Annotated in this window: 28 protein-coding genes and 1 other annotated feature (1 of these 29 only partly in view); of the genes, 26 read left to right on the forward strand and 2 right to left on the reverse strand. The window is 46.1% G+C overall.

What is annotated here, in order from left to right; all coding sequences use genetic code 11:
* Nucleotides 1-94 (forward strand) — a binding site (T-box leader); it begins 164 nt to the left of the window's first position.
* Between the two features lie 44 nt (nucleotides 95-138).
* The 6 genes from leuA to GKZ87_08335 all read left to right on the forward strand — a co-directional run bounded on the left by leuA (nucleotide 139) and on the right by GKZ87_08335 (nucleotide 6482).
* Nucleotides 139-1833 carry a 2-isopropylmalate synthase gene (gene leuA / locus GKZ87_08310; protein ID QSI27919.1) on the forward strand — a complete coding sequence of 565 codons (1695 nt, stop codon included), beginning with the start codon at nucleotides 139-141 and terminating at the stop codon, nucleotides 1831-1833.
* Between the two features lie 26 nt (nucleotides 1834-1859).
* Entirely contained in the window at nucleotides 1860-3125 is a 1266-nt protein-coding gene (gene leuC / locus GKZ87_08315) for a 3-isopropylmalate dehydratase large subunit (GenBank protein ID QSI25480.1), read from the forward strand.
* Nucleotides 3126-3127: 2 nt separating this feature from the next.
* Nucleotides 3128-3619, forward strand: coding sequence for a 3-isopropylmalate dehydratase small subunit (gene leuD / locus GKZ87_08320; GenBank protein ID QSI25481.1), 492 nt, complete (start codon nucleotides 3128-3130; stop codon nucleotides 3617-3619).
* A gap of 1 nt (nucleotide 3620) precedes the next feature.
* Nucleotides 3621-4700 (forward strand): 3-isopropylmalate dehydrogenase, encoded by a 1080-nt coding sequence (leuB, locus tag GKZ87_08325; GenBank protein ID QSI25482.1) that lies wholly within the window; start codon nucleotides 3621-3623, stop codon nucleotides 4698-4700.
* 24 nt (nucleotides 4701-4724) lie between these two features.
* Nucleotides 4725-5876 (forward strand): amidohydrolase family protein, encoded by a 1152-nt coding sequence (locus GKZ87_08330; protein QSI25483.1) that lies wholly within the window; start codon nucleotides 4725-4727, stop codon nucleotides 5874-5876.
* Nucleotides 5877-6248: 372 nt separating this feature from the next.
* Entirely contained in the window at nucleotides 6249-6482 is a 234-nt protein-coding gene (locus GKZ87_08335) for a hypothetical protein (protein QSI25484.1), read from the forward strand.
* 263 nt (nucleotides 6483-6745) lie between these two features.
* Here GKZ87_08335 and GKZ87_08340 read toward each other — a convergent pair whose 3' ends face one another.
* Nucleotides 6746-7642: a LysR family transcriptional regulator gene (locus GKZ87_08340; protein ID QSI25485.1), complete on the reverse strand. Its 897-nt coding sequence runs from the start codon at nucleotides 7640-7642 to the stop codon at nucleotides 6746-6748.
* Nucleotides 7643-7741: 99 nt separating this feature from the next.
* On the opposite strand from GKZ87_08340, the gene GKZ87_08345 reads away from it, so the two are divergent.
* From GKZ87_08345 to GKZ87_08355, 3 genes are all read left to right on the forward strand, one after another.
* Nucleotides 7742-8311: a chromate transporter gene (locus tag GKZ87_08345; protein ID QSI25486.1), complete on the forward strand. Its 570-nt coding sequence runs from the start codon at nucleotides 7742-7744 to the stop codon at nucleotides 8309-8311.
* A complete protein-coding gene (locus tag GKZ87_08350; GenBank protein ID QSI25487.1) occupies nucleotides 8308-8880 on the forward strand; it encodes a chromate transporter in 573 nt (190 codons plus the stop codon). Before GKZ87_08345 ends, GKZ87_08350 begins: the two co-directional genes overlap by 4 nt.
* Before the next feature lie 65 nt (nucleotides 8881-8945).
* Nucleotides 8946-9254 (forward strand): hypothetical protein, encoded by a 309-nt coding sequence (locus GKZ87_08355; GenBank protein ID QSI25488.1) that lies wholly within the window; start codon nucleotides 8946-8948, stop codon nucleotides 9252-9254.
* A 239-nt stretch (nucleotides 9255-9493) separates the two neighbouring features.
* Here GKZ87_08355 and GKZ87_08360 read toward each other — a convergent pair whose 3' ends face one another.
* On the reverse strand, nucleotides 9494-10846 hold the full coding sequence (locus GKZ87_08360) for a [cytidine(C)-cytidine(C)-adenosine (A)]-adding enzyme (protein QSI25489.1): 1353 nt from the start codon (nucleotides 10844-10846) through the stop codon (nucleotides 9494-9496).
* 56 nt (nucleotides 10847-10902) lie between these two features.
* Between GKZ87_08360 and GKZ87_08365 the strand changes: the two genes are divergently transcribed.
* The 17 genes from GKZ87_08365 (at nucleotide 10903) to GKZ87_08445 (ending at nucleotide 25600) form a co-directional block, all read left to right on the forward strand.
* Nucleotides 10903-11469, forward strand: coding sequence for an rRNA methyltransferase (locus GKZ87_08365; GenBank protein ID QSI25490.1), 567 nt, complete (start codon nucleotides 10903-10905; stop codon nucleotides 11467-11469).
* A complete protein-coding gene (locus GKZ87_08370; protein ID QSI25491.1) occupies nucleotides 11466-12107 on the forward strand; it encodes an HAD-IA family hydrolase in 642 nt (213 codons plus the stop codon). The genes GKZ87_08365 and GKZ87_08370 overlap by 4 nt, the downstream gene beginning before the upstream one ends.
* 438 nt (nucleotides 12108-12545) lie before the next feature.
* Nucleotides 12546-13010: a hypothetical protein gene (locus tag GKZ87_08375; protein QSI25492.1), complete on the forward strand. Its 465-nt coding sequence runs from the start codon at nucleotides 12546-12548 to the stop codon at nucleotides 13008-13010.
* Complete coding sequence (locus GKZ87_08380) at nucleotides 12955-15372, forward strand: EAL domain-containing protein (protein ID QSI25493.1); 2418 nt, start codon at nucleotides 12955-12957, stop codon at nucleotides 15370-15372. The genes GKZ87_08375 and GKZ87_08380 overlap by 56 nt, the downstream gene beginning before the upstream one ends.
* Nucleotides 15362-15781 carry a hypothetical protein gene (locus GKZ87_08385; protein QSI25494.1) on the forward strand — a complete coding sequence of 140 codons (420 nt, stop codon included), beginning with the start codon at nucleotides 15362-15364 and terminating at the stop codon, nucleotides 15779-15781. The genes GKZ87_08380 and GKZ87_08385 overlap by 11 nt, the downstream gene beginning before the upstream one ends.
* Nucleotides 15705-16580 carry a protein-glutamate O-methyltransferase CheR gene (locus GKZ87_08390; protein QSI25495.1) on the forward strand — a complete coding sequence of 292 codons (876 nt, stop codon included), beginning with the start codon at nucleotides 15705-15707 and terminating at the stop codon, nucleotides 16578-16580. Before GKZ87_08385 ends, GKZ87_08390 begins: the two co-directional genes overlap by 77 nt.
* Nucleotides 16573-17559, forward strand: a complete 987-nt coding sequence (locus tag GKZ87_08395) for a hypothetical protein (protein QSI25496.1) — start codon at nucleotides 16573-16575, stop codon at nucleotides 17557-17559. The genes GKZ87_08390 and GKZ87_08395 overlap by 8 nt, the downstream gene beginning before the upstream one ends.
* On the forward strand, nucleotides 17556-17921 hold the full coding sequence (locus GKZ87_08400; protein QSI25497.1) for a response regulator: 366 nt from the start codon (nucleotides 17556-17558) through the stop codon (nucleotides 17919-17921). The genes GKZ87_08395 and GKZ87_08400 overlap by 4 nt, the downstream gene beginning before the upstream one ends.
* Entirely contained in the window at nucleotides 17918-18529 is a 612-nt protein-coding gene (locus tag GKZ87_08405) for a hypothetical protein (protein QSI25498.1), read from the forward strand. Before GKZ87_08400 ends, GKZ87_08405 begins: the two co-directional genes overlap by 4 nt.
* Nucleotides 18526-18999, forward strand: coding sequence for a chemotaxis protein CheD (locus GKZ87_08410; GenBank protein ID QSI25499.1), 474 nt, complete (start codon nucleotides 18526-18528; stop codon nucleotides 18997-18999). The genes GKZ87_08405 and GKZ87_08410 overlap by 4 nt, the downstream gene beginning before the upstream one ends.
* Before the next feature lie 23 nt (nucleotides 19000-19022).
* A complete protein-coding gene (locus GKZ87_08415) occupies nucleotides 19023-20717 on the forward strand; it encodes a HAMP domain-containing protein (GenBank protein QSI25500.1) in 1695 nt (564 codons plus the stop codon).
* Entirely contained in the window at nucleotides 20714-21076 is a 363-nt protein-coding gene (locus GKZ87_08420; GenBank protein ID QSI25501.1) for a response regulator, read from the forward strand. Before GKZ87_08415 ends, GKZ87_08420 begins: the two co-directional genes overlap by 4 nt.
* 11 nt (nucleotides 21077-21087) lie before the next feature.
* The gene (locus GKZ87_08425; GenBank protein ID QSI25502.1) at nucleotides 21088-21711 is read left to right on the forward strand and encodes a chemotaxis protein CheC; all 624 of its coding nucleotides are present in this window, start codon (nucleotides 21088-21090) and stop codon (nucleotides 21709-21711) included.
* Nucleotides 21704-22183 (forward strand): chemotaxis protein CheD, encoded by a 480-nt coding sequence (locus tag GKZ87_08430; GenBank protein QSI25503.1) that lies wholly within the window; start codon nucleotides 21704-21706, stop codon nucleotides 22181-22183. Before GKZ87_08425 ends, GKZ87_08430 begins: the two co-directional genes overlap by 8 nt.
* Nucleotides 22184-22200: 17 nt before the next feature.
* The gene (locus GKZ87_08435; protein QSI25504.1) at nucleotides 22201-23133 is read left to right on the forward strand and encodes a diguanylate cyclase; all 933 of its coding nucleotides are present in this window, start codon (nucleotides 22201-22203) and stop codon (nucleotides 23131-23133) included.
* A 5-nt stretch (nucleotides 23134-23138) separates the two neighbouring features.
* Nucleotides 23139-25169, forward strand: a complete 2031-nt coding sequence (locus tag GKZ87_08440; GenBank protein QSI25505.1) for a chemotaxis protein CheA — start codon at nucleotides 23139-23141, stop codon at nucleotides 25167-25169.
* On the forward strand, nucleotides 25166-25600 hold the full coding sequence (locus GKZ87_08445) for a hypothetical protein (GenBank protein ID QSI25506.1): 435 nt from the start codon (nucleotides 25166-25168) through the stop codon (nucleotides 25598-25600). Before GKZ87_08440 ends, GKZ87_08445 begins: the two co-directional genes overlap by 4 nt.
* The last annotated feature ends 31 nt before the right edge of the window (nucleotides 25601-25631 follow it).

The raw sequence follows: 25631 nt of genomic DNA on the forward strand, positions 1-25631 counted from the left end.
CATATTCGAAGTCTGGATATGTGAGGGGAATGATATTTTTTATCATTCAAAAAGAGTGGTACCGCGGAATTGGTGATAAACTTCCGTCTCTTAGCTTAGAGATGGGAGTTTTTTTGTTACAATAAGGAGGACAGGATGATGGAAGGATATCAGAAGTACAAAAGACAGTATTTTTTACCACCAAAGCCTTGTATGGACTGGGCAGAAAAAGAGTATATAGAAAAAGCACCGCAGTGGTGCAGTGTGGATTTGCGGGATGGCAATCAGGCATTGATCATACCGATGAGTCTGGATGAAAAAATCGAGTTTTTCCAGCTGCTTGTCGAGGTTGGCTTCAAGGAAATTGAAATCGGCTTTCCGGCAGCAAGTCAGACAGAGTTTGAATTTCTGCGAAAGCTGATTGATGAAAATCTGATTCCGGATGATGTAACGGTTCAGGTGCTGACACAGGCCAGAGAGCATATTATCCGCAGAACCTTTGAGGCAGTCAAGGGCGCCAAAAATGCGGTGATTCATTTATATAACTCCACATCACTGGCACAGCGCGAGCAGGTATTTAAAAAATCAAAGGAAGAAATCCTGAATATCGCCGTGGAGGGTGCCAAGCTGTTAAAGAAGCTGACAGAGGAGGACGGCGGGAATTACCGCTTTGAATACTCTCCGGAAAGCTTTACCGGAACAGAGGTGGACTATGCGCTGGAGGTCTGCAATGCCGTATTGGATATCTGGGAGCCAACCCCAGAGCATAAGGTCATTATCAATCTTCCGGTAACCGTGGAAATGAGCATGCCGCATATTTACGCACAGCAGATTGAATATATGTGCAAGCATATGAAATATCGTGAGAATGTCATCGTATCCCTGCATCCGCATAATGACCGCGGTTGTGGTGTTGCAGATACGGAAATGGGCATTCTGGCAGGTGCAGACCGCATCGAGGGGACGCTGTTCGGCAATGGGGAGCGTACCGGAAATGTGGATATCATCACCCTGGCAATGAACATGTATGCCATGGGGGTTGATCCGCAGCTGGACTTCACCAACATGCCGCGTATCGTGGAAATATACGAGCGCTGTACCCGTATGCAGGTACACATGCGACAGCCGTATGCAGGGCAGCTGGTATTTGCAGCCTTCTCCGGCTCCCATCAGGATGCCATTGCGAAGGGCATGCATTATCGTGACGAGAAGGATCCCAATCACTGGACAGTACCATATCTGCCAATCGATCCAAGAGATGTCGGCCGAGTATATGAAACCGATGTTATCCGTATCAATTCTCAATCTGGTAAGGGCGGTATCGGCTATATGCTGGAGGAATACTACGGCTATGATTTGCCATCCGATATGCGCGAGCAGGTCGGCTATTATATGAAGGATGTATCCGACCACGAGCATAAAGAGCTGCTGCCGAATGAAATCAATGATCTGTTCCAGAAGGAATACATGAATGTCAATGCACCCTATGCACTTAACGATTATCACTTTGTCCGTCAGGGAGATATTGTAACCGTAACGATGAATATCACCTATGCAGGAAAAACGCAATTCATCACCGCCACAGGAAACGGCCGTCTGGATGCCGTCAGCAACGCCCTTCGCGACAATATGAATCTGACCTTCGATATCCTGGACTACAAGGAGCATGCATTGAGTAAGGGCTCCTCATCCAGAGCGGTGTCCTATGTGGAAATCATCGACTGCCGCAAAATGAATCAATGGGGTGTGGGAGTGCATGACGATATCATCGCATCCAGTGTACAGGCATTATTCTCTGCCATCAACCGGGCAGTGGCACAGCGCCGTGAGGCAGAACAAGAAGCAAAAGCTTAAACAATAAAAGCAGGAGGAAAACCATAATGGGAATGACAATGACACAGAAAATTCTGGCAGCACATGCCGGTCTGGATCACGTAGAGGCAGGACAGCTGATTGAGGTGAATCTGGATATGGTACTGGGAAATGATATCACATCCCCGGTTGCTATTAAGGAATTTGAAAAATACGGCTTTACACAGGTATTTGATCCAGGCAAAATCAGCATGGTAATGGATCACTTTGCACCGAATAAGGATATCAAGGCGGCTCAGCAGTGCAAGGCCTGCCGTACCTTTGCCTATGCTAAGAACATTGAACACTTTTACGATGTCGGGGAAATGGGAATCGAGCATGCTCTGCTTCCGGAAAAGGGAATCGTAGGGCCGGGGGAATGCATCATCGGTGCAGATTCCCATACCTGTACGTACGGTGCGCTGAACGCATTCTCAACAGGTGTGGGCAGTACGGATATGGCCGCAGGAATGGCAACCGGCAAATGCTGGTTCAAAATTCCGGAAGCTATTAAATTCGATCTGCGCGGAAAGCTTGCGCCGCATGTCAGCGGGAAGGATGTTATTTTACACATCATCGGTATGATCGGTGTGGACGGTGCCTTATATAAATCCATGGAATTCAGTGGCATCGGGTTACAGAGCCTGAGCATGGATGATCGTCTGTGTATGGCAAATATGGCAATCGAGGCCGGTGCTAAAAACGGAATCTTCGCATTTGATGAGATTACAGAGGCTTATGTCAAGGAGCGTGTACAGCGCCCGTATAAAACCTATGAAGCGGATGCAGATGCGGAATACAGCAATGTGTACCATTTGGATTTAAGCCAAATCACACATACAGTAGCCTTCCCGCATCTTCCGGAAAATACAAAGACGATAGATGAAATAAAGGAATCGGTTGTCATTGACCAGGTTGTCATTGGCTCCTGTACCAATGGCCGGCTGTCCGATATGAAGGAGGCTGCTGAAATTCTGAAGGGAAAACACGTTGCCAAGGGCGTGCGTGCCATCATCATTCCGGCAACCCAGGAAATCTACAAGCAGTGTATCCAACTGGGCTATACGGAAATCTTCATCGATGCAGGCTGCGTTGTATCAACACCGACCTGCGGGCCTTGCCTGGGTGGCTATATGGGAATCCTGGCAGAGAATGAACGCTGTGTTGCGACAACGAACCGGAACTTTGTCGGCCGTATGGGGCATGTGGATTCCGAGGTTTATCTGGCAAGCCCAGCTGTAGCGGCAGCCAGTGCCATTATGGGCAGAATAGCAGCACCAAAGGAGGTAGCGTAAGTATGAATGCAAATGGAACAGCACATAAATACGGAGATAATGTCGATACCGATGTTATCATTCCTGCAAGATATCTGAATACCAGTGATCCTAAAGAGCTGGCAGAAAAATGCATGTGTGATATCGATGCGGACTTTGTGAAGAAAATCAAACCGGACGATATCATGGTGGCAGGCTTTAACTTCGGTTGCGGAAGTAGTCGCGAGCATGCACCGATCGCCATTAAGGCAAGCGGCATCTCCTGTGTAATTGCCAAAAGCTTTGCGCGTATCTTCTACCGCAATGCCATTAACATCGGTCTGCCGATCCTGGAATGTGTGGAGGCGAGTGAACGCATTGATGATAAGGATGAAGTGGAAATCAATTTTGATACCGGAGAAATCATAAATAAAACAAAAAATGAAACCTATCAGGCACAGCCGTTTCCTGCATTTATTCAGAATATTATGCAGCATAACGGATTACTGAATGCCATTAAAGAGGGAGGAAAATAGGATGGAGAAGCAGATTGCGGTCATACCGGGAGACGGGATTGGCCCGGAAATTGTCAAAGAGGCGGTGAAGGTACTGGATGTCATTGCGAAGAAATATGGACACCGCTTTGTATATACGCAGGTAGCTGCCGGAGGATGTGCCATTGATGCATACGGAACCTCTCTTCCTCAGGAAAGTCTGGATGCCTGCCTGGCAAGTGACAGCGTGCTGCTGGGGGCAGTCGGCGGGCCGAAATGGGATGCTGTTGATCCATCCATACGCCCGGAAAAGGCACTGCTGAGCATCCGTAAGGAGCTTGGTCTGTATGCGAACCTGCGTCCTGCAAAAATTTTCGCAGAGCTGTCCGATGCCTCTCCGCTGCGTAAGGATATCGTGGCAAACGGCATTGATTTTATGGTCGTTCGTGAATTGATCGGCGGTGTGTATTTCGGTGAAAAAAGTACGGTTGAAAAGAACGGTGAACTGTATGCCAGTGACAATATGTGTTATTACGAGCATGAAATCCGCAGAATTGCACATACAGCCTTCCAGACGGCACGGAAAAGGGGAGGCCGTGTTATTTCCGTCGATAAGGCAAATGTGCTTGACACTTCCCGTTTATGGCGTAAAATCGTAAGTGAAGTCGCAAATGAGTATCCGGATGTGACGCTTTCTCATATGCTGGTGGATAATGCCGCCATGCAGATTGTGAAGGATCCATCCCAGTTTGATGTGGTCGTGACAGAAAATATGTTCGGGGATATATTGAGTGATGAGGCCAGCATGATTACCGGCTCCATCGGTCTGATTCCAAGTGCATCATTAGGCGAAACAAAGCGCGGTATGTATGAGCCGATTCACGGCTCTGCACCGGATATCGCAGGGCAGAACATCGCCAATCCGATCGGTACAATACTTGCCGCCGGCATGATGTTGAAATATGCTTTCGATATGGATGAGGAATATGCAGCGATAGAGGCTGCTGTGGAAGAAGCATTGCGCAGAGGATACCGAACAAAGGATATCATGGAAGAAGGAAAAACATATCAGACATGTTCCCAGATGGGAGATACGATTGCGGAACTGATTACAAACGCATAGGAAGTGCAAAGGAGAGCAGACAGCATGTTAATTAAGAATGGAACAATCAATACGATGGCGGCAAGCGGTATCATCAAAGCGGATATCCGTGTACAAGATGGAAGGATTGCGGCAGTAGGTGAAAATCTGAAGGAGGAGGCCGGAGAGCTGATTATTGACGCTTCCGGTAAGCAGGTTTTCCCAGGCATGGTGGAAGCACACTGCCATCTGGGAATGGAAGAAAGCGCCATTCGCGGAGAAGGCGACGACGTGAATGAAATGAGTGATCCGATTACACCGCAGGTACGTGCTATTGACGGCTGTAACCCGCTGGATGAAACGATTGTCAATGCCCGCAATGCCGGAATCACCACAGTAGCCGCAGGCCCGGGAAGTGCCAATGTCATCGGCGGTACCTTCATGGCCTATAAGACGTATGGCGTCAGCATCGATGAGATGGTCATCCAAAATCCGGTGGCAATGAAATGTGCCTTTGGAGAAAATCCAAAGCGTGTTTATCAGGACAGCCGGATCAAAACCAGAATGAACATCGCGGCGCTGCTGCGGGAAACGCTGGCAAAAACAAAGGAATACATCGCAAAAAAGGAAGCCGCAAACAATGATCCACTAAAAATGCCGGTTTACGATATGAAGCTGGAGGCAATGATTCCGGTTATCAAAAAGGAGCTGCCGTTGAAATGCCATGCGCATCGTGCAGATGATATTCTGACGGTGATTCGTATCGCAAAGGAATTTGATGTCCGTGTGACACTGGATCATTGCACAGATGGTGAAATCATTAAAGCCCAGGTGAAGGCGAGCGGTTATCCGGCAATCGTCGGGCCATCCCTGACACATAAATCAAAATTCGAGCTGGCAAACAAATCCTTTACAACACCGGGTGTGCTGTGTAAGGAGGGTATTCTGATCGCTATTACGACGGATTCCCCTGTTGTACCACAGGAGTATCTGCCACTTTGTGCAGCACTGGCTATGAAGGACGGTCTGCCGCAGGAAGAAGCCCTGAAGGCGATTACCATTAACCCGGCAAAGATTCTGGGACTGGATAAACGCATTGGAAGCATCGAGGAGGGGAAGGATGCGGATATCATAATCTGTGACAGCTCCCTGTTGGATACTCAGAATATTATACGTTATACGATCATTAACGGGGAAATCGCTTATCAGAATGCATAATGAAAAAAGAAGGACGAATTGTTCTTCTTTTTCTTATGGAAATCCGATTCCCCTTTTAAAAGATGCTGGTTATGATCAAATATACATCTTTCATAAGGAAAACACCGTCAAAAATCAGTGAAACGCATATCTATTACCGTAAAACACATGGTGATTTCATTTTTTTCGGATTTTATGTGTGAAATATTGTAAAAAGATGGCAATTCTTTTATAATATCAATGGATGTATATAAAAAAGCATACTTTATGAAATAGGCATATTTTAGAAGGAAACAGACGTTTTCCTATAAAAAAAGCGGTAAAACCGGTAAAAAACACACTGTCTATTTACGTATAATTTTATAGATATACACAAGGAAATGGGGCGAAGTCATGAAGGATGCACTGCTGGATTATATATTTGAAAATAGCGATATCGCTTATATTTCTGACCTTCGGCAGAAGCTGATATTTCAGGAATATGCGGATATAATTTTCCGCATCGATGATCATCAGTTCTCTGTTCAGGAATGGAATTATGTATACCAGTATTTGACGGGAGAGGATATTGAATTTTCTGCAGTTAGCGATGTGAAGAAGGCACTGCAGAAATGGCAGCGGAAATAGGCACAGCATAGTTCTATGACAGCTTACTGAATTTTATTAGGAATCACATCCAGCTGATAATGTCGAAGCGTTTCATGGAATGGATTCCATGCTGGTGATTATCTAAAAAACGGTATGTAAAAGGATGCAATATCATCTGGTGTGAGGATGATATTGCATCCTTTATGTTTATGCGATGATGCTGCCTGTTTTCAAGTAAGAAGTGTATCGCAGAGAGATTTCTTTCCCTTAGAATTTCTATGCAATTCATCCTTCCTATTTGATTATTCTTTTGCCTGAATGCTGGCACAGACGCGTTGACAGGTAGTGATAAAGTCCTGTAATCCTGCATGGAGATGCTTATTGGAATGAAAAATAATATAATAATCGCGTTGAAAGGATACATCCGATAAATACAACCGGGTGACAATACCTGCTTCCAGTTCAGCCTTTACCATCTGATAGGGGAGAATGGAAATGCCGAAGCCATATTGTACTCCTTTAACAAGTGCCCTTGTACTGGCGCTTTCCCAGATGGGATGCAGTTGAATATCGTGTACCTTCATGATGGAATCCAATATTTCTCTTGTACCGCTTCCTTTTTCTCTCAGTAAAAAGGCTTCCTGTGCGATATCCTGCAGGCACAGCTTCTCTTTTTCTGCCAGCGGATGATCCAATGCACATATGACGGCAAGCTCATCCTTGAAAAAGGATATTTTTTGTATATGCTCATGTGTCGGTATGCCCTCAATCAGAGCGAGATCCAGCTGGTTGGATGCGATTGCTTCCTCCAGAATGCTGGAATTTTCAATAAGAATCTGTGTGCGTCGTTTTGGATAATGCTGCTTGTAGCTTATCAGACATTCACAGAGAAGACTGTTGGCAATCGTGATGCTGGAGCCGATGCTCATACGCTCCATATCGCTCCAGTGCTCCATACTGTTTTCCATTTCCTCAAACAGTGCTGTGATATGTCCGGCATATTTGAGAAATTTTTCTCCGTCACTAGTCAGATACAGTCTGCGTGAAATTCTGTCAAACAGCTGCAGCTGATAGGTTTCCTCCAGCTCACGGATGGCAAGGGAAACAGAGGGCTGTGCCATGTGCAGCTTTTCAGCGGCTCTGGTAATGCTTCCCCAGGTGCATACCGCTACAAAAATACGCAAATGTCGTAGGGTCATACAATTCTCCTTTCATAAGAAAATATTATAAAATATATATAATAATACTATTTTCATTATGAAATAACAAGGAATATAATAATAGGGAAGGTGATAAAAATGGAGAAAAATGCAAATATGTACTGGAAGCTATTCTCTTCCGTATTTATGTTAAGTGCCTGTACCTTTGGTGGAGGCTATGTTATCGTACCGCTGATGAGAAAGAAATTTGTAGAGGAGCTGCACTGGATTGAGGAGGGGGAGATGATGGATCTGGTCGCCATTGCGCAATCCTCTCCCGGAGCAATCGCGGTCAATGCATCAATCAGTATCGGGTATCGCTGTGCAGGTATTTTAGGCGCTGTTGTCGCTGTTATCGGTACGGTGCTGCCGCCGCTTGTTATTTTGACGGTTATATCCTATTGTTATGAGGCTTTCATCAAAATCCAGTGGATTCAAATCATGCTGTTTGGTATGCAGGCAGGTGTGGTTGCTACAATCTGCGATGTCGTTTGGACGATGGGAAAAGAGGTTTGGAGTCAGCCGCAAAAGGTATATGTACTCATTATGCTTGTGGCTTTTGTATGCAATGTGCTATTCGATGTGAATCTGCTGATCATCATAGTTGTGTGCGGTGCACTCGGCTATATGATTGAGCGTGCCATGAAAAAGGAAGGTGGTCTGCAGTGATTTTACTTCAGTTGTTGCTTAGCTTCCTGCAGATTGGTCTGTTGAGTATTGGCGGCGGTTATGCGGCATTGCCGATCATACAGGATCAGGTGGTGTCAATGCACAGCTGGCTGAGCATGCGGGAGTTTGCGGATATTTTAACGATATCGCAAATGACACCTGGGCCGATTGCAATCAATGCCGCAAGCTTTGTCGGAACAAAGATCGCAGGACTACCTGGAGCATTGATTGCGTCGCTCGGCGTTGTGCTGCCAAGCTTTATCATCGTATTAACGTTGTCTTTTCTATACTATAAGTACCGGCAGCTGGATGCAATTCAGGCTGTATTAAAGGGACTTCGCCCGGCTGTTGTGGCATTGATTGCATCTGCGGGTGTATCTCTTGGCATCAATGCCTTCTGGGGAGGAAAGGCGATTTCCATGGCAGATTTGAACGTGGAAAGCATATGCCTGTTTGCTCTGGGCCTCTTTCTGTTAAGAAAATATAAAAAGAGTCCGATTACGGTCATGCTGCTATGTGGTGTTCTGGCAGTTGGTTACGGTCTTATAAGCGGAGCTTTAACATTTTAGTATTTATTACATGTATAATGTAACAATAAGCAGTACGATAGCATTGTCAGAAAGGATGATGCTATATGAGTTACGGATTACAGATTCACAGACAGGCGGTTATGATAGAGTATTATCTCAATCAGGCAGTCAGCAGGATACGGGGACAGAGGAATTGTTCTCTTGCGGATATCACCATGGTATACGATCAGCCGATTCGTCTGACAGCGGACATCCTCAGTGAGCTGCAGGATAAGGTACGTAATGAAACAGAGCTGAAAACGATACAGGATATCAAGACAAAATACTGTACCTATCAGGGATATATTTTGTCACAGCTCGATGAACAGATATGTGAGAATCTGGTGGATGATTTAAAGCGTTTGAGTGAGTAAACACAAGAAATACTGCGATTGTTCACGATATCGAAAAGGAGGATAGGATTTCTGCTTTGATAAGGAAATCTCCATCCTCCTTTTTTATGATTCTGTAATATCCCTTATATTCTGGGATTGCCTAGGCGCGTTGTCCGAATGGAATCATGAAATTGCTTCATCCATATACAGATTTTCAGCTCCTTTACAGGCAGACACGAGCTGTTTTCATGGCAGACTGCTTCCGGTGCTCTTTATCTTTAAGCATCTTTTTCCTCCTTGGCTTTTGCGAGCAGCTGATCTCTTGTATTTCTGGATGGATCCTCTATTGCATATTCCAGAAGCTTTTTCAGCATGCTGCCAATCTGAGCTCCCTGAAAGCCGCAGGCAAGCAGGTCTGTCCCGTTGACAGCCAGGGTACGCAGGGATAGCAGCTGTTCTTCCTCCCGCATACTCAGCAGCAACGCCCTGCACGCCGCTAATGTTTTGATACCGTCCTCTGCATAGAAGGGATTTTTAGCCTGCTGATCGGCAAGCTGAACATCCATCGCCAGCAATGCCTGGGATACATCATTATCAAATTTTGAAAGATATCGGCGCAGGACTGCTCGCCGCGGTGTCAGCTGGTAATCATGAAAAGCGATTCTTTGCAAAACAGTGCGTATGGTTTTCTTATCATAGCGCAGCTCCTTCATCCATTGCTCCCCAAGTATAACCGATTGCTTTGCATGACCGTAATAATGCGATATACCATCTGCATCGATTTGCTCACACTGCGGCTTACCGGTATCGTGAAATATAACCGCCAGCTTGCTTTCCAGCGGGTAGCCTGCTGTGTGGTTTAATGCGATATCCGTATGCTGAAGCAGATCATAAATATGCCATTGATTGTTTTGGCTTCTGCACATCAGCTTTGTATAGCCCTTCAGGATTTCATCTAGTACATGCATATCCTTTAACAGCAGTAAGGTGTTTGGATAATCCTGCAGCAGTATGCGGTTGAATTCTTCCCGGATACGCTCCTTTGAAATGCAGGATAGAAGCTGTGCATGCGTGCGGATTGCCTGTATTGTGGCTTCTTCCAGAGAAAACTGCAGGGTGCAGTGAAAGCGCAGTGCGCGCAGAATGCGCAAGGCATCCTCCTTCATTCTCAAGGACGCATCACCTACGCAGCGAATGCATTTCTTTTCTATATCCTCTCTGCCATGAAAGGGATCATGAAATCCATGGACAGGATGCCAGGCGATGGCATTCATGGTAAAATCACGGCGTTTCAAATCCTCGTCGAGACTGCGGGTAAAGCTGACCTCCTGCGGCTTGCGATGATGGATGTATCCGCTCTCTGTACGATAGGTTGTAATTTCCACGGGCTCCTTGTCTGCCAGCACCGTAACAGTACCATGCTTTAATCCCGTTGGTACAACCCGATAGCCCGCCGATTGAAACAGCTTTATGACGACATCCGGCGGTGCACTGGTGGTAATATCATAATCATGCAGCTCACGCTCCATCAGCATATCACGCACACAGCCTCCAACCAGCCATGCCTCCTCCTGAATGGTTGAGAATCGCTGCAAAAGCTGCATAATTTTTGGATCAGTGATTGTTTTCATAGCATTCTCCTTTCTGCTATTATATAATGAATACAGCAGGGAAAAAAGGAGATTTCATGAAAAAGATTGTTGAGATTGTGCATGATATCATAAGACAGCATGTGATAGAGGGCAGCGTATGTGCGGATTTTACAATGGGACAGGGAAACGATACAGTATTTCTGGCGCAGCAGAAGGAGTGCCGAAAGGTATATGCCTTTGATATACAGCCCTCTGCATACGATATGACCTTGCAAAAGCTGCAGGCGGAGCATCTGGAGGAAAAGACCTCCCTCCTGTTGGCTTCCCATGAATACTGTGATTCCTATATCAAGGAGCCGCTGGATCTGGGGGTATTTAATTTCGGGTATCTGCCGCATGGTGATCCTGCCATTACAACACGCTATGCTTCCTCTGTGAGCGCAATCACAAAAGCATTGCATCTGCTGAGAAAGCATGGTATTCTGATTCTGGTCTTGTATTGGGGACAGGCGCATAACAGAGAAGAAAGCACTGCTCTTTTAACATGGTGTGAAAAGCTGGAAAGCAGATGCTTCAGCGTATGCAAAATCACGATGCACAATAAGCGGGATTGTCCCTGTATACTTGTGATAGAAAAGGAAAAAGGAGAAGGTAAGCAATGATCAAAGCCGTAATTTTTGATATGGACGGAGTGCTGGTGGACAGTGAGCCGAAAAATCTGGAACAGCTGAGAGGGTTTTATAAGAGCTATGGAACGGACGTGGAGGATGCTTTTCTGCATTCACTGGTAGGGAGCTCCTACACGTATACCTATACAGAAAGTATGCGGGTTATGCATATGGACTGGCCTATTGAAAAATTCAAGGAGAAGCTGGATGAATATTGTAAGCATCATGCCTTCGGGTATGACGAGGTGCTGAATCCGGGAGTCAAGGAAACGCTAATCTGGCTGCGTGAGCATGGATATAAAACAGCAGTGGCATCCAGCTCCAGCATGCATCAGATTCAGACTATGGAAAATGTATGTGATCTGGTTGGCTGCTTTGATGAGCTGCTGAGCGGAGAGATGTTTCACGAGAGCAAGCCGAATCCTGAAATTTATTTGACAGCGGCTAAAAAGCTGCAGGTGGAGCCAGAGGAATGTATTGCAGTAGAGGACAGCATGTATGGAATCGCGGCAGGGAATGCTGCCGGTATGCGGGTGCTTGCCTATGCGGATGACCGCTATGGAGTGGATCAGAGCAAGGCATATGCAAGAATTCATCACATGGGGGAGCTGAAACAGTATCTGAAAAATTAAATCACAGACAAGCAATAAGGCTGAGTGACTGTACACATGGCTGAGATGAAAGAAGTCTGCGTACCAGCTGCTTGCTTACAAAAAGAGATCAAAGGTATCTCTTTTTTTTATTCCTATCTCAGAAAATTGAGCGATTTTCTTATATATTTCATATTGTATTCTTTAATAAAATAGAAAAGATTGTAAAATTACAGGAAATATAGCATTTATTTTTGACTATAACTTCCACAAAAGGTATAATATGTATAACATGAGTCGTTGCTTTGTATTTCTGAAAAATACGCAATATTTTTCATATTGTAATATTTGTTACAGGAACAAAGACACTGGGAATGCACAATTCTATAAGGCTTATTCTACATTACCGGCATGCTCAGCTTTTTTTGAAGGCGTGACATGCCTTTTATATAAATTGCTGTACAGCGGAAGGGAGAATATATGAGTGAAATGTCTGCAGGAAAGCGGTATGCGCTGGAACTGTACAATGATGATATGACTGTTCTGCTTCCCCTGTCCTATATCGGAAGTATTCTGCCTTATAGCGATATGGTATTCACTGATGCACATACGGTAGTATATCAGGAACGAAGGCTGCCCTGCTTTTATCTGGAGCAGGTGATGTCTCAAACCCGCAAACAGAACGTCTTTTATGCTGTTTTGCTTCAGAATGAGGATATCGAGGCATTTCTCTTTGTCCAAAAGGTTTGCGGCATACAGGAATTACAGGAGCAGTGCGGTAAGCTTCCTGCATACCTGCAGGCACGGCTCACCTATATACAGGAATGCCATCTGCTGGATCAGGAACGCCTGGCATATTTGTTAAACATCAGAGTATTGCTGGAGCAGCATGGATATGATAACGAAAAAGGAGCCACATATGAAACAGGAAAGCGGACATATTGATGCACTTACGAATTTTTTCGGATATGCATACGGCAGTAAAAAAATCGATGAGGTGCTGCAGCGCGGGGGCGGCCATGATACGGCCCTGCTGTTTCAGGTGGATAATTGGGAAGGCTTTTGTGAGCTTGCAGGGGATAAGGCGGCAGATTTTTCGCTGGCCAAGCTCTCCTTTTTACTAACGAAACTATTTCATAAAACGGATATCTTCGTCAGAATCGCTCCTGCTGCTTTTTTTGTATACAGCTATGGCTACATGGAATCTGCGGATATTCAAAGAAGATTGCAGCTGCTGTATACGCATATGAAAACAACAGCTTCTCTGGCACGCTGTTTGAAGGAATGCCGGCTGCATGTCGGTGTCAGTCATGTACAGAAGGAATGCAGCTTTCAGGAGCTTTTAACGTTAACGCAATACGCCCTTGCACAGGCTGTTGAACAGGATTTGCTGTTTGTCGCTGACTGCCAAGTAAAGGATGCACAGAAGCCGCTTTCTTACGCCTATCCGCAGGAAATACCGGTGCATGCTTGGGATTATCAGGATATAGATGTTCGCTTTATCATAGATATGACGAATTTTCTGTTTGGCTGCAACGATCTGCATTTCGGCCTGGAAATGGTGTTATCCTGCATGTGTGAATACTTTGATACCCAGCAGATTTATGTGATGGAGCGTGACAGCAGCGATGAGGGCTATGCCATCACACACGAATGGCTGTGTCACGATCAGCAGGTGGAAAATGCCAATTTCAGAAGGCTGCCGCTTACCGTAGGTGACCGCCATCAGAAGCTGTTCGATGAGCATCATCTTTTGGTATGCTCACAGCTGTCGGATATGTTTAAATACGATGTTATGACAGCGTTGCGGGAACGTGTCCGCGGAGCACAGGCCCTGCTGCAATGTGCCCTTTATGATAATGGCCGCTATATCGGATATCTCAGTATGCTGGATTGTCAAAGTGAGAGGGTATGGACTTCCACAGAAACGGCGACGTTTTCCACCCTGGTGAAAATCATTGGAACTGCCATTATGCAGCTTCGTTCCCAGCGAATCAGTGAACAGATCGTCCGTCACGATATGCTGACCGGCGCATGGAATCTGAAGACCTTTACACAAACGGTGGAGCAGTATCTGCAGGAGCATCCATCAGCATGTACGGCTGTCATCACACTGGATATCAAAAATTTTAAATTCATCAACGCCGAATACGGGTATCCGTATGGGAATGCAATTCTCATCTCCATCTCTCAGATATTGAAGCTATATCTGGATGCACAGGAATATTATGCGCGTGGGGACGGTGATAATTTTGTCGTCATGCTGCAATATCAGGATATGGAGCAGTTAAAGCTGCGCATCACATCGCTGATTCAGAAAATAGAACGCTGTGGCGTACATAGTAATCCGCCGGTTACCGTTGTCTGCATGATGGGAATCTATATAAGCAGACATTCAGGAAGAAGCGTATCTGAAATGCTGGACTGTGCCAATATGGCAAGAAAATCCGTAAAGAATTCTCACAAGAGCGCCTGTGCATTCTTCAATAAGGAGATAGAAGCTCAGCATATGCGCGAGCATTCCCTTACACGCATCATGAAGCAGGCCCTGCAGGATGCGGAATTTATCGTCTATTATCAGCCAAAGGTGAATATCAGGACACAGAAATGCGTTGGTCTTGAGGCATTAGTACGCTGGAAGCGCGCAGACGGTGAGCTGATTCAGCCCAATGATTTTATTCCCTTGTTTGAAAAAAATAAATTTATCGGGGAGCTGGACATGTATGTGCTGGAAATGGTATGCCATCAGCTGCAGGAATGGCAGGAACGCAATGCCGTATCATTCCCGATTGCAGTTAATCTATCACGAATCCATCTTGAGGAGGATGCGGATATCGTTTACCATATCGTAAATATATGCAACCGGTATCATATTCAGCGTCAGCTCATAGAGCTGGAAATTACAGAAACGGCATTTCTGGAAAATGAAACAGTTGTCATACAACGGGCCAAGGAATTAAAGCAGGCAGGCTTTCTTCTGTCCATGGATGATTTTGGTACCGGCTTTTCCTCTCTCAATCTGCTCAGTGAGCTTCCGGTGGACAGTCTCAAGCTGGATCGTACATTCTTTTTAAAGGAAAGCAATCAGCGGGAGAAAATAATTTTAAGCAATATCGTACACATGGCAGAGGAGCTGAATATGCATGTCATATCCGAGGGTATTGAAACTGCGCAGCAGGTGGATTTCTTAAAGGAAATCGGCTGTGATATAGCACAGGGGTATTATTATTCACGACCGTGTCCGATGGAGCAGCTGCAAAAACGGCTGTGGACAGTCTTTGAAGGGGGCGATTCGCATGTCACATGAAGCATATCTTGTTTTTTATCAGGGAACGCATGGGTATGCCATTGAAAACAGCAGGGTTGTCCGTATTCTTACGGCGGGGCATATCTATAAGCTGCCGATAAAGGAAACGATGGTGAGAGGACTCCTGCAGGTAGATGAGCAGCTGGCTGCCGTCGTAGATGTGGAAGCCTTCCTCTTTCATCGTGAGCCCTTGCAGGAGCGCTATATCATCGTGCTAAAGCATCAGGGAGAATATGTAGGTGTTTGTGCTGCAAACATTGCGGGGATACAGGAGCTGGACGAAGAACGCTGGCAGCCCTCTACCTGTAAAAAGCTGCCCTATTCCATAAAGGATGGAGACAGGGAGCTGTACCATCTGCAGCTGGATGGTCTTGAGGGAGGTGATGGCTATGATCAGGCTGAAGGATGATGAATTTATACAGCTCTGTGATTTTATGAAAACCAAATACGGAATCAATCTGTCAAAAAAGCGTATTTTGATAGAATACCGCCTGATGAATACATTGAACAACGAGCATATTTCCAGCTATTCCCAGTATTTGCGGCTATTGAAAAAGGATACTGGCGGGAAGCTGGAGGAGGAGCTCGTCAACCGGCTGACAACGAATTATACCTTCTTTATGCGGGAGCCGTCGCATTTTCAATTCATTGAAGAACACATCCTGCCAGAAGCTGATATGCATGCACCCTATCATATCTGGATTGCGGGCTGCTCCAGTGGACAGGAATGCTATACGCTTATCATGCGTCTGGAGGATCAAAGAAAACGGGGTGTAAAGCTTCCTGAAATTACCATAACAGCGACGGATATCAGCACAAAAGCATTGCAGGAGGCACAGCAGGGGGAATATCCTGTTGAGGCACTGGATGTACTGCCCAGACACTGGAAGCACGCATACTGTCAGGTGCATGAGGAACGTAAAACCTTTACGATCCGTCCGTTTGTGAAAAAGCAGGTGAAATTTGTCCATCACAATCTTATGGAGCCCTATCATCGCAACTACTTTCAGTTGATTTTATGCAGAAATGTACTAATTTATTTTGATGAGGTATCCCGCTTACGGATATATGAGAATTTCGCATCCAGTCTGAAGAACAGAGGCTATCTGATTCTGGGACATGCGGAAATGATTACGCAGGGATATCCGTCGTATGAATATCTGAAATCCTCTGTTTACCGTTTAAAGGAAAGACAGCCGTATGGATAAGCAGCACATCGTTATATATCATATCGATCAAAAGCAGGAAGCAATGGCGGCTTCCATTCTCATGACGGAGCAGGAGCTGATTCTTCATTATGCCCGTACATCTGATGAGGTGCAGGCATACGGAACGCGCTATAGTATCACCGCGGTGATAATGGAATGTGATACGGCAGATGAACGAATACTGCAGGAGGGGGAAAATGTCAGACTGCTTTCTATGCCGGTTTTACTCGTCTGCCATCGCGTAAGTGCAAAGCACTGTCCGCTTACGGTGCTGATCAAGCCAGAATCAGTTACTCCGGCCTTTGCGCGACAGATGCTCGTACATGTACTCGTTTTGCAGAAGGCAACAAGCAAAGCGAAGGCAGGACAGCAGGGAACAGCGAGCCGTGCAGTCATCGGTATTGGTGCTTCTGCAGGAGGGCCGCATGCTCTTTGTGAAATACTGCGGCATGTGCCAGAGGATATCTGCGGTATTGTGGTAGTACAGCATATGGCAATAAAACAGCTGCACAGCTTTATCCGCTATCTGGATGCCCTGTGTGAACCTGCGGTTGTGCTTGCCAGCGAGCATTTGCTGATACGAAACGGAATGGTATATATTGCGGCAGAGGACAGACATTTGCAGGTGATAAAAGAAACAGATGGCTTTTATCTGCATCTAAAGCAAGGGCCAAAGGTGAATTTTGTCCGTCCATCCATCGACATCCTGTTTTCCTCACTTGCCAATCAGGTCAAAGCACAGGCAGCGGGGGTGCTGCTTACCGGTATGGGAACGGATGGGGCACGGGGATTGCTGGAAATGAAGCAGGCGGGTGCCTTTACAATCATACAGGATGAACCATCCTGTGAGCTGTATGGGATGCCCAGGGAGGCCAAATCCCTGCAGGCCCAATGCGTGGAGCTGCCACTGGACAGGATTGCGGATACGCTGTGGAGGCATTATGAAGTCAAGGGGAGAAAAAGAGGTAATGGAACATGAGAAAAAAAATCATGATTGTGGATGATGCCATGTTTATGCGCAAGCTTATAGAAAAAATGTTGCGAGGTAATGGATATGAGGACATCGTACAGGCTGCGAATGCGGAGGAATGTCTGGCTTTGTACAGACAAGTTCAACCGGATATCATTTTGCTGGATATCACGATGCCACAGAAAAACGGACTGGAGGTACTGGACGAGCTGCTGAATGAAAATGCCGATGCATATGTCATCATGTGCTCTGCACTTGGTCAGGAGGAGCTGATTGCGGACGCCTTGCGTAAGGGAGCGAGGGATTTCATCGTTAAGCCGTTTACAGAAGCACAGCTTCTTCAGGTTCTTACGGCACTGGGGGATCAATGATGGATACAGTTACAAAGCAGCTGCAGGTACAGGATACGATTCAGGAGCTGGGAAATATTGGAATCGGGGCAGCCGCAACCGCACTATCTGCGCTCCTGCAGCAGCGGGTGCTTACCAATACCTCAAGGCTTGGAGTCATTGACGATGCTTTTTTATTAAATCAGAAGCTGCTGGAGGATCAGGTCGCAGGGATCCTGTTTCCATATGATAAGGATATACAGGGATATGGACTCTTTATTCTGGAGGAGGAATTCGCCTGTGCTATCTCGAACAGCTATCTTCACAAAACGGTGAGGTTTGCGGATCTGAATAAGGAATGTATGGCGGTTTTGCAGGAAATCTGCAGTATTATGATTTCCTCCTATCTATCCGCTTTGGCATCCTTTGCGGATATCAATATTCGTGTACAGCTGCCTGCAGTGTCCATGGACATGAAGGGTTCGATTATCAATGATGGTCTTTCCTTTATTCTGCGGCAGGAAAAGGAGGCCTTCTGGCTGGATCATGAGCTGAAGCTTTCTGCTTCCGCAAAACCAAGTCATCTGCTGTTTATCATGAATATCGACAGCATTCAAAATCTGATGGCAAGGCTGGAGGTGGCGATATGAAGGAGGTCGTGGCACGGCCAGGAGAGCTTGTTATTGCACAGCAGGATGGAATCATCACATCGTATGCGCTCGGCTCCAGTCTGGGCATCTGCCTCTATGATAAAGAAAAAAGGGTTGGAGGCTATGTCAACAGCATTCTTCCGGAAAATCCCGGAGCACAGCAAAATGCAAAATATGTCGGCGATGCGGTTATGATGCTGTATCATGCCATGCAGCGCTATGCCGTTCATGACCACCAGCTGTATGCCAAAATCATCGGAGGGGCAAAGCTGTTTCTACTGCCGGATGAGGATCGCAGCAAAGAGGTTGGCAGAGCGAATATCCAGGCGGCCTATGCGGCCCTGACAAGGCTGCATATCCCGATTGAGGGAGAGGATGTCGGAGATATGTACGGCAGAACACTGCATTTTCATATAGAAACCGGAATTGTCTATATCGAAACAGGAAACAGATATGTGTATCATATCTGAAGAAAAGGGAAAGGAAAATCGTAATGAAAGCATTTAAAAATATGAAGGTTACCAGAAAGCTGCTGCTCAGCTTTCTAACTGTAATTCTTCTGTATGTCATCAGCATATCCGCTACGCTAGTCGGCGTACACAGCATTACCGGCAGCTTTAACGAATTTTATAACAATTCTTATCAGATCGTGAAGGAATCCATGAATTTTCGATTGAACCAGTACATCGTTGCCCGCAATGTATTACAGATCATATCGGATCGTGATCTTGCAGTTTCAGCGGAAACACTCAGTGAAACCGAGGCCAGTATGGAGGTTGTCGATGATTCCATGAAAAATCTGGAGCGTCTATATAAGGATAAGGAGATGCTGAGTGAGCTGAAAACACGCTATGAAAAGCTGGTTACACCGAGAGAAAAGGTTTTAAATCTTCTGAAAACAGAGAAGTTTGATGAAGCGATGAAAATCTATGAAAAGGAATATAATCCCCAGGCGATGGAAACAAGGACGTTTTTGCGTCAGATGGAAACGACGACGAAGGAGGAAGCGGATGCATATTATCAGGCGAGTGAGGAAAGCTCGGATACCATGCTGCTTGTTCTTATCGCGCTTGCAGGTATCACGGTTCTGTTTTCCAGCGCTATCTGGTATCTGATTTCAAAAAGCATCACGCGTCCGATTCAGGAGCTGAAGCGTTCCGCTGAAGAGCTTGCGGCTGGAAATCTGCATACGGAAATAAGCTATACGGCAGAAAATGAATTGGGCTCACTTGCGGAAAGCATGCGGATGACTATTCAGGCGCTGCGTGAGTATATGTCGGAAATAGAAAAGAGTATGATGCTGATTGGAAAGGGAAAACTGAACTATCAGACAGAGGTGGAATTCAAAGGGGATTTTATAGCACTGAAGCGTTCTCTGGATCATATTTCCGTTATGCTGAGTGAGTCTATGATGAAAATCAGCAACAGTGCGGAACAGGTATCCGGCGGGGCTCAGCAGATATCCAACGGTGCGCAGATGCTGTCTCAGGGAGCCAGTGAACAGACGGGCTCTATTGAAGAGCTGGCGGCAAATATCAATGAGATTTCGGAAACGGTGAAGCGCAATGCGGATGATACCGTGACAGCCAGTGATCTGGCAGATGCCGTGGAACAGGAAATCATGGATAACAGTACACAGATGGAAGCAGTCACGATGGCGATTGCCCAGATTCGTCAGACCTCTAAGGATATCACCGGTATTGTTAAGGAAATCGAGGATATCGCATTTCAGACAAATCTGCTTTCTTTAAATGCAGCGGTGGAGGCTGCACGGGCAGGGGATGCCGGGCGCGGTTTCTCGGTGGTTGCCGAAGAAATCCGTAAGCTTGCGACGAAAACAACCGATGCCAGTAAAATAACAGCCCAGCTGATTCAGAAATCAACAAAATCAGTTGAAGAGGGAAGCGCTCTTATCGATGCCAGTGAGCAGTCCTTAAAGCACATCGTTGACGGAGCGCGGGATGTTGCTTCTAAAATCGAACAGATTTCGCAATCCAATATACAGCAGGCAAATTTCATTATCCAGATTCGTCAGAGCATTGAACAGATTTCTGATATCGTACAGGGAAATTCTGCGACCTCGGAGGAAAGTGCGGCCGCAAGTGAGGAGCTCGCAGCGCAGGCACAGATTTTGCGGGAGCTGGTATCCCGATTTGAATTGCTGGAAAGAGACGGGAAGGTGCTATGAAAAAGAAGGTATTGATCGTTGACGATGCGGCCTTTATGCGTATGAAAATAAAACGGGTGCTGGAGCCGCTGGATTGTGAGCTTCTGGAGGCCTCCAACGGACAGGAGGGCTGTATGCAATTCACTTCACAGCCGGTGGATCTGGTCATTCTGGATATATCCATGCCAGTTATGAACGGATTGGAGGCTTTAAAGGAAATGATGCGGATCAACAATGAGGTACCGGTTGTTATGTGCTCCGCTATCGGACAGGAATCGCAAATCGTTAAGGCGGTACAGTGCGGTGCCAGAGAGTTTATAATCAAGCCGTTTGCCGATGAGCAGCTTCGTAAGGTAGTTAAGAACATACTGCATCTTTAGGAGGTCAGAGTATGCTGCGTAAATATTCGGATTTGAATGAAATGGCAAAGGATGCGTTGCGGGAGCTTGGGAATATCGGAACCGGAAATGCTGCCACAGCGTTATCTGCGATGACCAATCAGGAGATTGATTTGGAAATTCCGGTTATCAGAATCGTTCCGTATCAGGATGCTCCCGGCTTGCTGGGCGGTGCGGAAATCGTGGAGACCGGAATCCTTCTGGAGGTCAGTCACGGTTTAAAGGGCATTTTCATGTTTTTGCTGAATGAGGATTTTACAGCCCGCATGCTGCAAAAATTGCTCGGCTGTGAGATTGTGGATGTCAGAAGGCCGGATGAAATGAGCAAATCCGCAATCTGTGAAACAGGAAACATCATGTGCTGCTCCTATATCAATGCATTATCCCAGATGCTGGATATGCAAATCCATGTATCTGTACCCTCGGTTTGCTGTGATATGGCAGGCGCGTTACTCAGTGTTCCGATGATTCGTTTTGCCAATCTGGGCGATGAGCTGATGTTCATCGAAAACCGGTTCTGCTTTGATGATGCGTCCTTTGTATGCCATGTCCTGTTTTTGCCGGAGCTGGATTCCTTGAAGAACATGCTGGATACATTGGGACTGTCCTATGAATGAGGTTATCACGATAGGTATTGCGGATGCTGCCATCGCAAGGCAGCCCTGTATTCTCGTCACCTATGCACTGGGCTCCTGTGTGGGCGTGTGCCTGTATGAGAAAAAGCGCAGGATCGGCGGTATGGTGCATATTCTGCTGCCCAGCAGAGCGGCGGCAGTCAATCAGGACAATGCCTTTAAATTTGCGGACAGCGGTGTGAAAAAGCTGTTGGACGGTATGCTTTGCAGGGGAGCGGAGCGTCAGAGCATCATTGCGAAAATTGCAGGGGGAGCAGAAATGTTTCAGCAGGAAACGTTGAACAGTCAGATTGGAAAGCGCAATGTCGCAGCCGTAAAAGCGGTATTGCGGGAGCTGCGGATACCGCTTGCTGCGGAGCATACCGGAAGCAACTTCGGACGCACGATCTGGCTGTCGTGTCAGGATGGAAGTCTGAAAGTCAGGACAGTAAACAATGGAATACAAGTTATATAGTAAGGGAGAGCTGATGAATGGATACGATACCTAGACTGCTGATTATTGATGACAGTGCCTATATCTGCCATATGATCGAACAAATCTTCAGCAGTGAGAATATAGAGCTGCGTAAGGCGAATGACGGAGCACATGCACTGCAGGCGGTCACAGCCTTTGCACCGGATCTGATTTTACTGGATGTGGTACTGCCGGATACCGAGGGCTATGAGCTTTATCATAAAATCAAGGAAATTGATAAAAACAATGCCTCTATAATTTTTCTGACCTCCAGAGATCAGGATGCCGATGTGGTCAAGGGCTTTTCCCTTGGGGCCTGCGATTATATCAAAAAGCCCTTTCACAATGAAATTTTAAAATCACGTATACAGGTGCATTTACAGGAAAAGCGGATGAAGGATGATTTGCGGCGGATGAATGAGGAAATGGCAGACAGTATGCGGAAGCTGAATACCCTGGCCTATCGCGATCCGCTAACGGGGCTGTATAACCGCCGGTATATCGAGGAACAGCTGAAGCCAAGGTTTCTAAGAGAGCCTTACGATATCGTTTTGTCCATGTGTGATGTGGATAATTTTAAACAGATCAATGATGTATACGGACATGAGATTGGCGATATGGTACTGATTGGAATCGCTAATATCATGGAGAGCTCTTCCTCCCGAATGACGGCAATCCGCTGGGGCGGGGAGGAATTTCTGCTTGTCCTTTTTCAGACCGGCTGTGAGGAGGGCTATCAGCTGAATGAACGCATTCGCAAAGATATAGAAAATTTCCCGTTTTATTCCAAGCAGAAAGCATTTCACTGCACGATTTCCATAGGTTTGCAGCGATATGATCCGCAGCTGAGCTTTGTGCAGAATGTAGAGCATGCGGATGCAGCGCTGTATAAAGGAAAGCGGAGCGGGAAAAACTGCTGTCTTTGGTACGATGGCATACAGGGCAGGTGAATATCATGCGTATATTTGATGAAGATCAAAGAGCGATGCTGGAGGTATATCTGTATGAAAGCAATTCGCTGTTTGACCAGCTGGATACGATTTTAATGCGGACAGAAAGCAGGGCTGTTTTTACCTCAGAGGATATTCACTCTGTTTTCCGTATCATGCATACGACAAAAAGCTCCTCCTCTATGATGAATCTGCAGGCGATTGCAGACCTGATGCATGCGGTTGAGGATTTGTTTTCCTTATTTCGTGAGGATGCAGCGCTTATGGCTGGCCACGAGCAGCAGACCTTTGCACTTCTTTACGCCGTTTCTGATTATATGCATGAGCAGCTCAGAGTAATGCAGGAGGAAGACTATCAGCCGGGCGATACATCCTCCTATGTGCAACAGACTAAGCAGCTCATCAGTACCATACAGAATGCGAAACCGGCTATTGCAGAAATTGCAGAGGAACCCATGCATACAGCTGCTTCATTGAAAGAATTGTCAGCATCTGATTCTAATCAAAACGAGGAGGCTATAACGCAGGCGTATATCCGGCTGCGTTTTGAGAAGGATTCCAGAATGGAAAATATCCGGGCCTATATGATAGCTTCACAGATTCGTGGAAAATGCCGCAGTCTTTCCTATTATCCCCAGGAGCTGGAACAGGATGCAGGCACTGCGAAGTTCATAAAGGAAAAAGGCTTTTATCTTCATATAGAGGCTGCAGAGCTGCAGAGTGTTTTAAAGCTGCTGCACAGAGCGCTGTTTGTGGAATCCTGCGAAATCATAGAAAAAGAGGAATACGACTTGAATTGCGGACAGCCGCAAAGGAAGGAAGCAGGGGCTGTGAATCCGCATACGGCAGAGAGTACCTCGATTATTTCTGTCCAGGTGGAAAAGCTCAACCAGCTGCAAAACCTGACGGGAGAGCTGATGATTGCGGAATCTGCCATGGTGAGCAGGCTGGAGGAGCTGGGGCAAAAGGAATTGCTGTCCCTGTTTGAGAACAGCTTTCACAAGGTGCTGCTCGATATGGAAGAAATTGTCATGGCCGCAAGACTTGTCCCGATTTCACAAATCGTTGCTAAGCTGCATCGTGTTGTGCGTGATATCGCTCATAAGGAGCATAAGGATGTATCCTTTCAGATTTTCGGAGAGGACATCGAGCTGGATAAGGAAATTGTCGATAACCTGTTTGAGCCGCTGATGCATCTGTTGCGAAATGCAGTTGATCATGGTATCGAAGCTGAAGCACAGCGTATTGCGGCACATAAGCCGAAAACGGGAAGCATTACCATGACAGTGGAAAATGTCAACGGAGAAATCGTTATTCATGTACGTGATGACGGGCAGGGAATCGATGTGGAACAAATTCGGAAAAAGGCACAGGAAAAGAAGCTGCTGAAGGAAGGTCACAGCTATACACGGGAGGAGCTGCTGAACCTGATTCTTTTACCGGGCTTCTCTACCAACCAAACAGCCAATGAATTTTCCGGCAGGGGAGTCGGTATGGATGTTGTGAAAACTATGGTTGATCATTTTAAGGGACATGTAAGCATACAGAGTACGCTGCATAGCGGAACCGTATTCTCTCTGCATTTTCCATTGACGCTAACCGTGATTGAAAGCATGCTGTTTCGCTGCAGCGCAAATACCTTTTCCATCCCGGCACATCATGTCCTTCATTTCTTTCCTTATCAAGAGGATGATACGCATTTAAAAACAGAGAACGGTCATAGTGTCTATGTTTATGAGGATAAGGTATTGCCGATTCTTCCCTTATCGAGGTTCTTTCATATGGAGCCATCTTCTGCACCAGGGAATATCCTTATGTATGTGCGCTCCTCTACACGGGAGGCCTGTCTTTTGGTTGACAGGATCATCGGTTATCAGCATATCGTGGATAAGCCGCTTCCTATGCTTCTGCATACACAGTTTAAAAAGGGCAGTGGGATATCCGGCTGCAGTCTGCTGGGAGATGGCAGCATCTGTCTGACCCTGAATACGGAATATTTATTGGATTGTCTGTTATATGAGAGGTGTATGTCATGAGTGATCTGTTATGCTTTCATGCCTTTGAGAATATATACGGCATTCCTGTCCATATCATACAGGAAACCTTTGATGAACAAAGGGTTACGCCGGTACCGTGTATGCATCCTGCATTTGCTGGACTCTGCAATTATAAGGGAATCGTTTATCCTGTTTTGTCCTTTTCCCGTCTCTGTAACAAAAGGATGCCATTAAAAAGGGCATGTATGCTGCTGCTTCATGTGGATAAATATCAGCTGATTCTGCGTATGAACGATGTACCGTTTTTTGTGTATGAGGCAAAGCTGACAAAAAGCATCCCGTATGATGGCGGAAGCGAATATCTGAAAATTGAAATGCTGTGTCAGCAGGAGGACAAAAGCATATATGTTTTAAATATGAAAGAAATTCTCGATTATCTGGCAGCGAATATGCTGCATATTCCTGAATAATATGCTCACAGGTTATCGATGACAAGGGACA

The organism is Erysipelotrichaceae bacterium 66202529, from assembly GCA_017161075.1.
Lineage (GTDB): Bacteria > Bacillota_I > Bacilli_A > Erysipelotrichales > Erysipelotrichaceae > Clostridium_AQ.